Raw genomic sequence first — 13,964 nt, 5'->3', positions numbered from 1 at the left:
ATGCACAAGTCCGCACTCGTCCTCTTTTCCGGCGGTCAGGATTCCACCACCTGCCTGGCCGATGCGCTCGTGCGCTTCGAGCGCGTCGAGACGCTCGGCTTCGACTACGGCCAGCGCCACAGCATCGAACTGGACGTGCGCCTGCAGGTGCTGGAGCGCCTGCGCCGCGAGTTCCCTCACTGGGACGCCAGGCTGGGCGAAGACCACCTGCTCAAGCTCGACGTGCTGGCGCAGGTGAGCGAATCGTCGCTCACCCAGGACATCGCCTTTGCCATGCAGGCCAACGGCCTGCCCAACACCTTCGTGCCGGGTCGCAACCTGCTGTTCCTGACGCTGGCCGGTGCGCTGGCGTACCGGCGCGGGCTGGAGGTGATCGTCACCGGCGTGTGCGAGACGGACTATTCCGGCTACCCCGATTGCCGCGACGACACCATGAAGGCGATGCAGCTCGCGCTGTCGTTGGGCATGGACCGGCGCCTGGTGGTCGACACGCCGCTCATGTGGCTGGACAAGGCCCAGACCTGGGCCCTGGCCGAGCGCCTGGGCGGCCAGGCGCTGGTGCGCCTCGTCGTCGAAGCCACCCACACCTGCTACGAAGGCGAGCGTGGCCAGTTGCACGCCTGGGGCCATGGCTGCGGCCACTGCCCCGCATGCGAACTGCGGGCGCGAGGCTGGGAGCGCTATGCCGCCAGCCGCGCATCCGTCGGCTGATCACGCGACCGGCGCGTAGTAGGCGACCATGCGCCCCAGCCGGCGGATCACGTCGGAGGTGACGATGAACTGCGGCTTCTCGCGCTTCACATACGGCTCGATCTCCGGCGGGTTGTCGGCCGGATAGGGCGAGGTGTCGTAGATATCGCCCACGTGCTTGCTGCGGTAGGCCGTGCCCGTGTAGGGCGCGCTCGGGCCGTCGCCGCGGTAGGGGTTGACCACCTCGGGCACCGGCGAGGTCCAGTAGCCCTTGTCGCCCAGGTCGGCGATGAGCTGGTCCACCTCGCTTTGCGGCACCGTCGGCGTGACCATCTTGGCGCCCGCGAACAGGTCCGCGAAATCCACCTCGCGGATGCCGAAGTACTTGGGCAGCGCCGTGGGCTGCGTCACCTTCAGCGGCGAGCGCGAGACCATCTCCGCCACCGCGGCGTCGCTCATGCCGGCCAGCTGGGCATAGCGGTTCTCCAGGTTGGCGATGTTGACTGCGCGGCCGGCCGAGTAGTGGCTGATGGTGTTGGTGATGTCCTTGTCGAAGAAGTAGGCGCCGTTGTTGATGTTGGAGCCGTAGCGGTGCACGTACAGCGGCTCGTTGGTGTCGAGCTCGACGAAGGTGGGGTGCGTGCGCCCGCCGCCCAGCAGCGGATTGCGCTGGGCTGCGTCGGCCGGCAGCGGCACCGTCTTGAGCCAGGCGATGGCTTCGGGAATGCGCGCCAGGAACTTGCGGTCGCCGGTCAGCGTGAAGTAGTTGAACAGCTGCTGGATGTTGGTCTGCGTGGTGTGGGTGGCCAGCGAGCGCGGCTCATAGCTGCGCGCACCGGCGGGGGCGCCGGCCGGGCGGCCATTGGTGGCGCGCGACAGGTGCTGCAGGCTCCAGCCGGCCTGCGGTCCGGTGTTCTGCAGCGCGCGCATGCATTCCATGGCGCGCGAGATGTTCTCCAGCAGGTCGGTGCGGCCCAGGGCCATCACGCACATGGTGAGGAACTTGATGTTCTCGCCCATCACGTCGTCGTTGAAGGTCACGTGCAGCGTGTAGTCGCCGTCTTCCATGCCGGCGCGCGCGCCCGGCGGCAGCTGGCCGGGGTTGGGCAGCGGCATCGAGGCCTTGGAGCCGGCGTAGTGCGGAAAGCGCTGCGGCCAGCCGCCGTTGGCAATGCCCAGTTCGGGACCGAACTGCGCGTTGCGGATGAAGTCGATGGCCTTGAGCAGCGGCGCCTCGAAGCGGCGGTCGCGCTCCTCGAGGTACATGCGCAGCATGAGCTGCGAGGCGACGGCGGTGCCGGCGTCGTCGAAGGTGGCGTTGCCGTAGTAGTTCTGGAACTCCTCCAGCCGCCAGCCGTTCTTGCCGATGGTCTGGTACCAGTGCTTGAGCGACTCTTCGCCCGCGAAGTCGTAGATGTAGTTCCAGCCGCCCGACGGATGCTGCGCCTCGGCCACCGCCAGGGCGGTGCGCTTGGCCGCCTGGTAGAAGCGCTCGTGGCCGGTGGCGTGGTAGGCGTCCAGAAAGATGTGGCCCATCGACGGCGTGCCCGGCGGCTGGATCCAGCACATGGTGCGCTTGGCTTCCATCTCGCCGAAGGTCTGGCTCAGGTCCGGCGAGTACGACCAGACGTAGCCGCCGCGGTACGACACCACCTCGTCGAGGTAGCTCACGGCGCGCTTCATGGCGTTGAGGGCTTCGCGCTTGGGATCGGGTTTGCCGGACAGGGCGTCGGCCGAGGTCTTGGCCGACGAGGCGGTGGCCGTGCTGCCATCGCTGCCGCCACCGCCGCAGGCGGCCAGTGCGAGGGGGCTCAGGCCCGCGGACAGGAATGCACGTCGTTGCATGGACATGGGAGGTCTCCGGTTGTGTTGTGGAATGGGAAGGCGCGCGATTGTTATCAGTCATCGTACAACTAGGGATCAAAGGGTTGGGCCGGGCGAACCCTAGTGGCACCGGCAGGCGGAGTCGATTTAAATCCCGCGCGCGCGACAGACACGAATGGAGATAGTCAGTCCAGCTGGCTGTGGCCGGCAGGAGAGCCGCTGTGCTGGCCCCACGCGTCGCCTTCACTCAGCTTTCAAATTGAATCTTTAGTCATACGTTGTCGTATAACTTGGAAACAAATAGAGCCGCATGGTGGCGCGGCTCGCTGCGCGGGCGAGCCGGCGGCAGGGGACAGGCGTCAGCTTTCCGCGGCGACGAGGCGGAAGCGCGCTGCCGCCGCGTCCGGCTCGTGCACCAGGTTCCAGCGCTTGCCGTGGTGCTCGCCCACCGCGGCGCGGTGCGCGATCGACACCATGGCGCCGCCGGCCTGCTGCACCTGGGCGACCAGGCGCTGGTAGAGCGTGCGTTCGGCCTCGGAATCCAGCGCACTGGTGGCCTCGTCGGCGAAGAGCCAGGAGGGCTTCTTGAGCAGCACCCGCGCAATGGCCAGGCGCTGCTGCTCGCCGCCGGAGAGCTTCTGGCTCCAGGCGTCGCTGTCGTCCAGCCGGCTTTCCAGCTGGGGCAGCAGGGCGTCCTTCAGCGCCTGGCGAAGCGCCTCGTCGGTGTAGGCGCTGGCCGGCTCGGGATAGGCCAGCGCATCGCGCAGGCGGCCGTCGGGCACATAGGGGCGCTGGGGAATGAACATGGCGTCCTTCGGCACCTGGGCCTTGCCGCGCGCAAAGGGCCAGATGCCGGCCAGCGTGCGGAACAGGGTGGACTTGCCGCTGCCCGAGGGGCCCTGCAGCAGCACCGTGTCGCCCGGCTGCACCGCCAGCGAGGTGTCGGCCAGCAGCGCGGTGCCATCGGGCAGGGCGATGGACAGGCCATCGGCGCGCAGCGCCGGGGCAGCAGCGGCCGGCTCGGTGCGCGCCACTTCGCCCAGGTCGCTCGCATGCGCCCGCATGGCGGCCTCGAAGCTGGTCAGGCGGTCTGCGGTGGCGCGCCACACGGCCACGCGGTCGTAGTTGTCGACGAACCACGAGAGCGCGTCCTGCACGCGGCCGAAGGCCGAGTTCACCTGCATCAGCTGCCCCAGCTGGATGGTGCCGGCAAAGAAGCGCGGTGCCTGCACGATGAAGGCGAACACCACCGAGGCCTGGCCGAACAGCGAAGTGAAAGCCACCAGGTTCTTCTGCTGCTTGATGAGCCTGAGGTAGTTGCCCAGCACTGCGCCGAAGCGGTTCTGCAGTTGGCCGTGCTCCACGGGCGCGCCGCGGTCCAGCGCGATGGCTTCGCTGTATTCGCGCACCCGCACCAGGTGGTGGCGGAAGTCGGCCTCGAAGCGCTGCTGCCTGAAATTCAGCCCGATCAGCGGACGGCCGATGTAGTGCGTGATGACCGTGCCGGCCACGCAGTACAGCACCGCCAGCCAGACCATGGAACCGGCCACGCTGAATTCATGGCCGCCCAGCGTGAAGCTGAAGGTGCCCGACAGGCCCCACAGGATGCCCACGAAGCTCACCAGCGTGACCACCGCATTGAGCAGGCCCATCGACAGCGTCATGGTGTAGTCGGTGAACATCTGCATGTCCTCCTGGATGCGCTGGTCGGGGTTGTCCGGCGGCGCATCGAGCTGCTTCGCATAGCGCGCCAGTTCCAGGCGGTAGAAGGTGTTGTTGGCCATCCAGCGGCCCAGGTAGTCGCGCGTCATCCAGGCGCGCCAGCGCAGCTGCAGCAGCTGCGTCAGGTAGAACTTGAAGATGGCGATGACGATGTAGATCGCGGCGATCTTGCAGAAGTAGATCATCTCGCGCCAGAACACGGCCTGGTCCTTGTTCTGCAGCGCGTCGTAGAAGCGCGCATACCACTGGTTGTTGAGCACCAGCATGTAGACCACGCCCAGGTTGAGCGCGACGATGGCCAGCAGCAGGCCGCGCGCCGTCCAGCGCTCCTCGCTGCGGCTGAAGTAGGGCGCCGCGAGCGCGCCGATGCGGCGCATGGTGGTCCAGATGGATGTGCGGGGGGACGGAGACGATGAGGGCTGCGTGTCAGTGGCCATGTTCTTCGGTCGGCTGGAGGACGCCGCGTGGGTGCAATGCGCCATCCTAGCGTCCGGGCCGGCCTGGCCCTTAACTCGCGCTGAAGCGCGCCGCGGTCGTGTGCCTAGCGTGGGTTGCTGATGCCGCTGGCCACATGCCCGGCCGGCACATGGCGCGCGGCCGAATCCACATGGCCGGTCTGGTCGTCGAAGAAGAAGTCGGGCTCGAACTCGCGCAGGAACTCGCCCTTGGGCAGCCCGCCGAGGAACATGGCTTCGTCCACGCGGATGTTCCAGTTCATCAGGGTCTGGATGGCCCGGCGGTGCGCCGGTGCGCCGCGCGCCGTGACCAGCGCCGTGCGAATGCGCATGCCGGTGCTGGCCGCCTGCTGCAGACGGTGCAGCGCCACCAGGAAAGGCTTGAACGGCCCGGCGCCCAGCGGCACCGCGGCCTTGCTGCTCTCGTGCGCCTGGAAAGCGTCCAGGCCTTCGCGCTGGAACACCTGCTCGGCCTCGTCGGAGAACAGCACGGCATCGCCGTCGAAGGCGATGCGCACTTCGTCCGGGTGCTGGCTGCCGGCCAGCGCGCCGTCGACCCGGACGTGCGCGGCGGGAAAGCCGGCCGCGAGGGCCTCGCGCACGTCCTGCGCATTGGCCGACAGGAAGATGTCGGCATTGAGCGGCCGCAGGTAGCGAAAGGGCGGCCGGCCCTGGGTGAACACCCCCCGCTGCACACGCAGCTCGGCCGCGGCGCCGGAATTGAAGATGCGCATGCCGGACACCGGGTCGTTGCGCGAGAGGATGACCACTTCCACCCGCTGCACGCCGTCATCGTTGAAACGCAGCAGCTTGCGGATCATCGACGAGGCGATGCCCGGCGCGGCTGGTACGTCGACCCGCTCCAGCTGCAGCCGCATGTAGGCCTCGGGGTCGCCGGCATCGAACAGGCGGTTTTCTTCCTCGAGGTTGAACAGCGCCCTCGACGAGATCGCCACCACCAGCTTGTCGTCGAGCGTGACGGGCATGGCTACTTCACGAACTGGTTGAGCTGGATGATCGGCAGCAGCACCGCCAGCACGATCATCATCACCACGCCGCCCATCGCGACGATGAGCAGCGGCTCCAGGATGGTGGCCAGCTGCATGGCGCGGCGCTGCACCTCGGCGCTGAGCTGGTTGGCGGCGCGCTGCAGCATGGTGGGCAGCTGGCCGGTCTGCTCGCCCAGGCGGGCGAACATCGAGACCAGCGGCGGGAAGCGCTTCTTCTGCGCCAGGGCCGAGGCCAGCGGGGCGCCTTCGCGCACCAGCACCAGCGCGTCCTGCGCATCGGCCTGCATCGCGCGGTTGCTCAGCGTCTCCGACGCCGCCTGCAGCGCCCGCAGGATCGGCACGCCGGCGGTGGCGAGCATGGCCAGGGTGCTGGCAAAGCGCGCCGCGTTGTAGCCGCGCGCCAGTCGGCCGACCAGGGGCAGGCGCAGCCAGAAGGCGTCGAATCTTTCGGCGATGGCGGGCTGGGCCAGCGCCACGCGCGCCGCGATGCCGCCGGCCACCAGCACGCCCAGCATCAGCCAGCCGTAGTTGCGCACCATGTCGGACAGCGCCAGCATGGCCACGGTGAGAAAGGGCAGGGCGCGCTTGGTGCCGGCGAACACGTTGGCCACCTGCGGCACCACGTAGCTCACCAGGAAGATCACGATGGCGATGGCCACCAGCGTGACGATGGCCGGATACAGCGCGGCACCGACCAGCTTCTGCGACAGCGCCTGGCGCTGCTCCAGGTCGTCGGCCAGCCGCTCGAGCACCAGGGCCAGGCTGCCGCTTTGCTCGCCGGCGCCCACCACGGCGGTGTAGATGGGGGAGAAGTCGCGCGGATGGCTCGACAGTGCGCGGGCAAAAGGTGAGCCGGCGTTGACCTCGGCGCGCAGCGACGCCACCAGGTTGCGCTGCTTTTCGTTGTCGGACTCTTCCATCAGCGCGGTGAGCGCGCGCTCGATCGGCAGGCCGGCGCTCATGAGTCCGGAGAGCTGGCGCGTCCAGACCGCCAGGCCGGTGTTGCTGAACACGCGTCCGCCAAAGAGGCGCTGCAGTCCCCCCCCACCGGCCTTGTGCTCGCCCGCCACCGGCGAGATGTTCAGCGGAATGAGCGACTGCGCGCGCAGCAGCCCGCGCGCCGCGCGCGCGGTGTCGGCCTCCAGCACGCCCTTGCGCGGCTGGCCCTGTGCATCGATGGCTTCGAAGGAATACGCTGGCATCGGCTTTGGGTCAATCGCGCGTCACGCGAAGAAGCTCTGCTTGGGAAGTGATGCCCTGTTCCACCAACCGCTCGCCGTCCTCGCGCATGGAACGCAGGCCGTTCTTCTGGCCGGCCGCGAGCAGCTGGCTTTCCGGGGCGCGCGAATGGATGAGCGATTGCACGGTCTCGTCGCACACCAGCATCTCGAAGATGCCGGTGCGGCCCTGGTAGCCGGTGGTGCCGCAGGCCTCGCAGCCGGCGCCGTGGCACACGGGGCACAGCTTGCGCACCAGCCGCTGCGCCAGCACGCCCAGCAGCGACGAGCTCAGCAGGAAAGGCTCCACGCCCATGTCGGTCAGGCGCGTGACGGCGCTCACCGAATCGTTGGTGTGCAGCGTGGCCAGCACCAGGTGGCCGGTGAGCGAGGCCTGGATGGCGATCTGCGCGGTCTCGAAGTCGCGGATCTCGCCGATCATGATCACGTCCGGGTCCTGGCGCAGGATGGCGCGCAGCGCCTTGGCGAAGGTGAGGTCGATCTTGGCGTTGACCTGCGTCTGGCCGACGCCGGCGAGCTCGTACTCGACCGGGTCTTCCACCGTCATGATGTTGTTGCGGCTGGCGTCCATGCGCTGCAGCGCGGCATACAGCGTGGTGCTCTTGCCCGAGCCGGTGGGACCGGTGACCAGGATGATGCCGTGCGGCTGCTCGATGAGTCTTTCGAAGCGCGCCAGCGTGTCGCCCTTCATGCCCACGGCTTCGAGCGTGAGGCGGCTCTCGTTCTTGTCCAGGAGGCGCAGCACGGCGCGCTCGCCATGCGCGCTGGGCAGGGTGGACACGCGCACGTCCACCGCGCGCGTGCCGATGCGCAGCGAGATGCGCCCGTCCTGCGGCAGGCGCTTTTCGGCGATGTCCAGGTCGGCCATGATCTTCAGGCGCGAGATGAGCGCGGCGTGCAGCGCACGGTTGGGCTGCACCACCTCGCGCAGCGTGCCGTCAATGCGAAAGCGCACGCTGGAAGTGCGCTCGTAGGGCTCGATGTGGATGTCGCTCGCGCCGTCGCGCGCCGCCTGCGTGAGCAGCGCGTTGAGCATGCGGATGATGGGCGCGTCGCCGGCCGATTCGAGCAGGTCTTCGACGGCCGGCAGCTCCTGCATCATGCGGGAGAGGTCGGCGTCGCTCTGCACCTCGCTCACCACCGCGGCGGCATTCGATTCGCCCTGGGCATAGGCGGCGCTGATGCGCTGCGCCAGTTCGCCCGCCGGCAGCGGTTCGAAGGCATTCACCTTGTATTTGCGAAGCACTTCGCCCAGGCCGCTCTTGGCCGGCGACTGCGGCATCCACAGGGTGAGCGAGTCGTCGTCGGCCTGTTCGAGCAGCAGTTGCTGGCTGCGGGCGAAGGCGTAGGGCAGCGGGTAGCGCATGGGCCGATTGTCCTCAGGGCAGCTCGCGTCCGGAAGACGGGTCGGCGGTGGGCGGCAGCGAGCCCTTGAGCGGACTGGAGGCCGGCGGCGTGTCCAGCGGCGCGATGGGCGGCGGAATCAGCCGCGTGCCCTGGATGCCCCCGCCGGACTTCGACTTCTCGGCGGCCGAGGGCGGCACCGGCGCCAGCGTGGGCGGCGTCGGCGGAATCGCCGGCAGCATCGGCGCATCCTTCACGTTGTTCAGGAAGATGTTCTCGCTCGGCTGGTTGCGCGACTGGATCGAGCGGATCGCCTCGTAGCGGTCGTAGGTCAGCACATCGCCGGTGCTGGTGTCGCGCACCACCACCGGGCGCAGGAACACCATCAGGTTGGTCTTCTTGCGCGTGCGCGTCTCGTTGCGGAACAGGGCGCCCACCACGGGAATGTCGCCGGCCAACGGGATCTTGTCGGTCTGGTTGCCGTATTCGTCCTGCAGCAGGCCGCCCAGCACGATCACGCTGCCGTCGTCCACCACCACGTTCGATTCGATCGATCGCTTGTTGGTGGTGGGGCCGTACTGGTTGGTCAGCGTGCCGGGCTGGATGGTCGAGACCTCCTGGAAGATCTGCAGCTTGACCGTGTTGTCCTCGTTGATGGTGGGCCGCACGCGCAGCGTCAGGCCCACGTCCTTGCGCTCCACCGTGGTGAAGGGGTTGACCGTGTTGGTGGCGCTGCCGGTGTTGGTGTACTGGCCGGTGGGGAAGGGCACGTTCTGGCCGATGATGATCTTGGCTTCCTCGTTGTCCAGCGTCAGCAGGTTCGGCGTGGACAGCACGTTGGCGTCGTCGTTGGTCTGCAGGAAGTTGGCCAGGAAGCCCAGCACGGTCTGGCCGGCGATGGTGACGGTGCTGGCGGCATTCAGGCCCTGGGGCAGGCTGCCGGACGGGTTGGCTCCGTTCAGGCGCAGGCCCAGGATGTTGGAGGCGGTGCCCAGCACATTGGAGTTCGTTCCGATGAACTGGCCTTCCTTGCCGCCCAGCAGGCCCTGCCACTGCACGCCGAACTGCGCCGCCTTGTCGGCGCTGACCTCGGCAATGAGCGCCTCGACCAGCACCTGCGCCCGCTTGCTGTCCAGCCGGTCGATCACCGCGCGCAGCTGCCGGTATTGCGGCTCCGAGGCGGTGATGATCAGCGAGTTGGTCGACGGGTCGGCCTGGACCTGGCCGCCGGTGGAGGGCTGGTTGGCGTTGTTCAGCGGCGAAGTCGCCTGCGAGCTGATGCCCGACGCGCCCTGCATGCTCGAACTGCCGGCGCTGGTGCTGGTCGGCGTGGTGGTGCCCGTGCCTTGCTGCTGCGGGTTGAAGGAGCCGGGAAACGAGCCCGTGAGGCCGGCGCCGCCGCTGCCGCGCCCGTCAGCCGAGATGGCGGCGCGCAAGGTGGCGGCCAGCTTCACAGCGTCGGAGTTCTTCAGGTACACCACGTAGATGTTTCCTGCCGCGCCGTTGCCCGTGTCGATGGCCGGCTTGTCCAGCTTCTCGATCAGTGTTCGCACCAGCTGCGCGCGGGCCGGGTTGGCGGCGCGCAGGATGATCGAGTTGCTGCGCACGTCCGGCAGAAGGGTGGTCCTGAAGGCGGCGTCGGCCTGGCCCGGCGCGGCGCCTGCCGGGGCGCCCGGCGTGCCGGTGGAGCCGCTGCCGTCCACCAGCCGCTGCACCAGCGGAACCAGGTCGGCGGCAATGGAGTGGCGCAGCTGGATCACTTCCACGTCGGACGCATTGGGCACGTCCAGCGCGGCGATGATGCGGCCCAGGCGCCGCATGTTCTCGGCGTAATCGGTGATCACCAGCGTGTTGTTGCCGGGGTTCACGTTGATGGTGTTGTTGGGCGGAATCAGCGGGCGCAGCACCGGCAGCAGCGTGTTGGCCGACTCGTAGTTGAGCTTGAAGACCTGCGTGACGATCTGGTTGCCGCCCACGCGCGAAGTTGCGCCGGTGGAGGTGGTGACCGTGTTGGTCTGCAGCTTGGCGTCGGCCTCGGGCACGATCTTGTACAGCCCTTCGGATTCGACGATGGCGAAGCCCTGCAGGCGCAGCGCGCCGGCAAACTGGTTGAAGGCGGCGGCCGGCGGCACCGGGCGGTCCGTGACGAGGTTGATGTTGCCTTTCACCCGCGGGTCGACCACCACGTCCTTTCCGGTGATCACGGCCATGGTCCGGGCCACCGATTCGATCTCGGCGTTGCTGAAGTTCAGCGTGATGGGCTCGCCCGGCTTCGGTGCGGCGTTCGCGTCCTGGGCAGGGGTGGGCACGGGCGCGAGGCCGGCGGCGAGCGCCAGCACCAGTTGCGCCGCCAGTGCGATGGCTCCGGTGCGAAAACTGTGCGGCGATTTGGATGAAGGCTTCATGGTCAACCCAGGTTGATGATCGTGCGTGCGCCGTCGCGCCGCCCGATGATGTTCAAGAGATTCGACAGCGCGTCCTCGCGGCCCGGCGCAGCGCTGGCTTCGCCGGAAAACCGCAGGCGCGTGCCGGTCCAGCGGCCGCTGCCCGACAGGCGCAGGCTGCTGCCTTCGCGTGTGGTGAGCAGCAGGCTGGGCGCGTTGCCGCCTTCGAGCACGGCGCGGTAGCTGCCCATGGGCCGCAGCGTCGACAGGCTGGACGAGATGTCCGTGGCGTCGAGGGTGGCGCGGCCCTGGAACGCCAGGTCCTGGCGGCCCAGCCGCAACTCCAGCCCTTGCGTGTTCAGGTCCAGCACGCCTTCGGGCTTGAGGGTGTTGAAGGGCGCGCCGAAGCCCGCGAGCAGCGCCGCCGGCCAGCGCGACTGGCCGTCGAGCAGCCGAAGCTGCAAGCCCTTCACGCCCGGGTTGGCGCGCAGCCCGATGGGCTTGGCCGTGCAGCAGCTCAGGTCGAGCGTTGCCGAGAGGCCGCCCCACGAAGGGCGCAGCTTCCAGGCCAGCGACCCGGGCAGCGAAATGGCGTCGCCGCCACCGGCGCCGCTGGCGAACACCACGCCGGATGCACCGTTCCAGACCGTGCCGCGCGGATTGATCAGCACCACGCGGCCGGCGGATTGCTCGCGCAGCACCGAGGCCAGCCACCTCGCGGGCGCGAAAAGAGTCAGCGTTGCCAGCGCGCCGACCAGCGCGCCCACCAGCGCCCAGCGCCAGCCGTGGCCGCGCGATGCGGCAGTGCGGAAGGTGGATGCGCGCGTCGCCATGGCAGCGGCCTTCAGCGTGCGGCGGGCAGGCTCATCACGAGCGTGCCGTCCCAATTGGCCTTGTCCGAGCTGCCGCCTGCTTGCGCGGGTGCAGCCGGAGCAGCAGGTGCCGGCGCTGCGCCACTGCCGCTTCGCGTGAGGTGGACTTCGCGCGGCACCGCCCGGGCATTGCCGCGGGCCTGTGCCAGCCAGGCGGCCAGCGCCTCGGCCGACACGCCGCGGATGACGACGTTGACACCGTCGCCCCCGCCTTGCTGCTGGATCTGCGACGAAGGGCCGAGGCCGGCGCGCACGCTGCCTTCCAATGCCTTGACGGCTTCGTCGCGGTTGGCGCGCGGTTGCGATTGCAATGCCTTGGCCTGGGCCTGCAGCGTGGTCATCTGCTGCAACTGGGCGTCCAGCCTGGCGTGTTCGGCAGGCGCCTGGCGCAGCGTCTTGAGGGCGGGCGCCAGCACGATCCACCAGACCAGGGCGAGGCCGACCAGTGCTGCGCAGATGGCCACCAGCCGGCGCTCGCGCGCCTCGAGCGATGCCCAGCGGGCCTGGAGTTGTTTGAGGGCGTTCATCGGGCGGCCCCCTCTGCCTGCACCAGCAGCAGGTCGCCTTCCCCACGCGCCTGGTAGCCGCGCGGGCCCAGCTGGCCCGTGACGCGCGAGAGTTCTTCGGCCGACAGCTGTAGTCCGCGCAGGCGCAACTGGCCGGCGCTGTAGTCGATGGCGGTGGGAATGCGGCCGGGGGGAAGCACGCCGCCCAGCGCGGCCAGCATCGGCTCGAGGTCGAGGCGGGCCACGCCGCCCGTGGACTGCTGCAGCGCGGCGACCTCGCGCGCCATCTGCGCCGGTGCGTCGACCACCAGCTTCACCGACGGGAAGGTCTGGGTCAGGATGGACTGGACCGTGTTGCGCTTGGTTTCGAGCGCTCGGCGCTCCTTCCAGGCCCAGGCATTCAGCCCGATGACCTGCGCGAGCACCAGCACCACGGCGCCCCAGCGGGCGGCACGCCATCGCGGCTCGTGCCGCAATTGCTGCCACCACGATGCCAGCTTCTTGCCGGCGCGCACCCGGTGGCTGCTGGCCAAATCGAACTGCGCCAGGTCCCACGGGCCGCGAGCGGCCTGCAGCCAGCGCTCGGCGCGCTGCACGATCGGCAGGCGCACGCCCAGCAATTCCTCGGCCTGCTGCGCCACGGCCGGCTCGCCGCTGGCCACCATGGTGTCGATGGGCGCGTTGATCGAGGCGGCCAGGTTGGCCGCGTTCATGGGCAGGCTGAGCACGCCGTTGGCGTCGCACACGGTGACCTGCGGCGCCTGCGCTTCGCCCGTGATGAAGAGCAACGCGGGCGCGTGGTCCGGCTGCGGTGCGAATTCGGGCGCGATGCGGCTGACGCGCCGGCCGGTGGCCTCCACCGCCTGGATCACGTCGCGCAATGCCGCGCGATTGCACACCGCCACCCAGGCTGGCTCGCCCGGCTTGGCGCCTGGCTGCAGCGCGAAATGGACGGCGTCGGTTTCGTCGAGCAGCCGCTCTTCCAGAAGACCTTCGAGCACGGAGCGCAGGCGGCCGCTGCTGCCCAGGCTGCCGGGCGGCAAGCTCAGGCTGTGCCAGGACAGGGCATGGCCGGGCACGACCAGCGTGACTTCATTGCCCGCAGGCAGCAGCGCCAGGGGCGCACTGCCGTGTCCACCGACGGACGCTGCGTCGTCGCTGGCGCGCACCCAGCCGAACTCCGCGCCGGCGGCAGCAGGGTTGGGCGGAGGAAAGACGATCAGCAGGGGCATCGGAGGATGTCGGCCAAAGGCCGGCCATTGTAGGTGGCGACTTGCTCAATTGCTACAGAATTGATAGCTAACCGGCGGTCGGCAAATGACCTGAATATGTCAGTCGCGGATGAACAAAAGGCCATGGCTCAGGGTTTGTTAGGAGGCGGTGTGGTGCCGACGCCACGCTCGCGCCACACCACGGAAACTTGTGCGCCGTCCCGCTTGAGCAGCGAGTGCTCCTGGACCCAGATCCGGTCCAGCCGCAGGCGGGCGATGACTTCGAAATAACTCGAGCCGACGCTGTGTTGAACTTCGTTGAACTGGGCCGTGCTCTCCGGAATGAGCCGCCGCGCATCGGCCAGGCTGGCGAAGAAGCGCGCCGTGCGCTGGACCACCAGCCGCTTGGCGCTGGCCAGGTCGAGCCCCGGGACGCTGGCCGCCAGCACTTCGGCGCTGGCAGTGTTGATGTTCACCGGCGTCGGCACGGGCAGCACGATGGCGTAGGGCTCCAGCGCGGCCACGGTGTCGGGCGACAGGCCCAGCCATGTCAGCTGCGACAGCTGCTGCGGCATCAGCGGGGTATTGCTGCTTTCGCTGCCTTCGGTGCTGCCGCTGCCGCCGGTTCCGCTGGTGCCGGTTCCGCTCCCGCTTCCGCTCGCACCTGCTGCAGCGGCACCTGCGGCCCCCGCGGCACCCCCGGCCGCC

At 69.1% G+C, this 13,964-nt stretch carries 11 protein-coding genes; 1 reads left to right on the top strand and 10 read right to left on the bottom strand.

Features of this window, described 5'->3' with window-relative positions; all coding sequences use genetic code 11:
- Positions 1 to 711: a 7-cyano-7-deazaguanine synthase QueC gene (queC, locus tag VSO01S_RS16185; RefSeq protein ID WP_068643843.1), complete on the top strand. Its 711-nt coding sequence runs from the start codon at positions 1 to 3 to the stop codon at positions 709 to 711.
- Here the strand turns inward: queC and VSO01S_RS16180 are convergent, their stop codons facing one another.
- From VSO01S_RS16180 to VSO01S_RS16135, 10 genes are all read right to left on the bottom strand, one after another.
- Complete coding sequence (locus VSO01S_RS16180) at positions 712 to 2,541, bottom strand: pectate lyase (RefSeq protein WP_245684224.1); 1,830 nt, start codon at positions 2,539 to 2,541, stop codon at positions 712 to 714.
- 332 nt (positions 2,542 to 2,873) lie between these two features.
- Positions 2,874 to 4,613, bottom strand: a complete 1,740-nt coding sequence (locus VSO01S_RS16175) for an ABC transporter ATP-binding protein/permease (protein ID WP_153305283.1) — start codon at positions 4,611 to 4,613, stop codon at positions 2,874 to 2,876.
- Positions 4,614 to 4,777: 164 nt separating this feature from the next.
- Positions 4,778 to 5,677: a 5'-nucleotidase gene (locus VSO01S_RS16170; protein ID WP_068643841.1), complete on the bottom strand. Its 900-nt coding sequence runs from the start codon at positions 5,675 to 5,677 to the stop codon at positions 4,778 to 4,780.
- A gap of 2 nt (positions 5,678 to 5,679) precedes the next feature.
- On the bottom strand, positions 5,680 to 6,903 hold the full coding sequence (gspF, locus tag VSO01S_RS16165) for a type II secretion system inner membrane protein GspF (protein ID WP_068643840.1): 1,224 nt from the start codon (positions 6,901 to 6,903) through the stop codon (positions 5,680 to 5,682).
- Positions 6,904 to 6,913: 10 nt separating this feature from the next.
- Entirely contained in the window at positions 6,914 to 8,305 is a 1,392-nt protein-coding gene (locus VSO01S_RS16160; RefSeq protein WP_068643839.1) for a GspE/PulE family protein, read from the bottom strand.
- 13 nt (positions 8,306 to 8,318) lie between these two features.
- Entirely contained in the window at positions 8,319 to 10,688 is a 2,370-nt protein-coding gene (gspD, locus tag VSO01S_RS16155) for a type II secretion system secretin GspD (RefSeq protein ID WP_068643838.1), read from the bottom strand.
- 2 nt (positions 10,689 to 10,690) lie between these two features.
- Positions 10,691 to 11,500, bottom strand: a complete 810-nt coding sequence (gene gspN / locus VSO01S_RS16150) for a type II secretion system protein N (protein WP_068643837.1) — start codon at positions 11,498 to 11,500, stop codon at positions 10,691 to 10,693.
- An 11-nt stretch (positions 11,501 to 11,511) separates the two neighbouring features.
- Positions 11,512 to 12,066 carry a type II secretion system protein M gene (locus VSO01S_RS16145; RefSeq protein WP_068643836.1) on the bottom strand — a complete coding sequence of 185 codons (555 nt, stop codon included), beginning with the start codon at positions 12,064 to 12,066 and terminating at the stop codon, positions 11,512 to 11,514.
- Positions 12,063 to 13,277: a type II secretion system protein GspL gene (gene gspL / locus VSO01S_RS16140; protein WP_068643835.1), complete on the bottom strand. Its 1,215-nt coding sequence runs from the start codon at positions 13,275 to 13,277 to the stop codon at positions 12,063 to 12,065. The genes VSO01S_RS16145 and gspL overlap by 4 nt, the downstream gene beginning before the upstream one ends.
- Before the next feature lie 128 nt (positions 13,278 to 13,405).
- Positions 13,406 to 13,964: type II secretion system protein GspK (locus tag VSO01S_RS16135; protein WP_161944449.1), on the bottom strand; the 559-nt coding region annotated here is incomplete at its 5' end.

Origin of the sequence: Variovorax soli NBRC 106424, assembly GCF_001591385.1 — a bacterium.
Taxonomy (GTDB): Bacteria; Pseudomonadota; Gammaproteobacteria; order Burkholderiales; family Burkholderiaceae_C; genus Variovorax; species Variovorax soli.
This window is presented reverse-complemented; position numbering and strand designations above follow the sequence as displayed.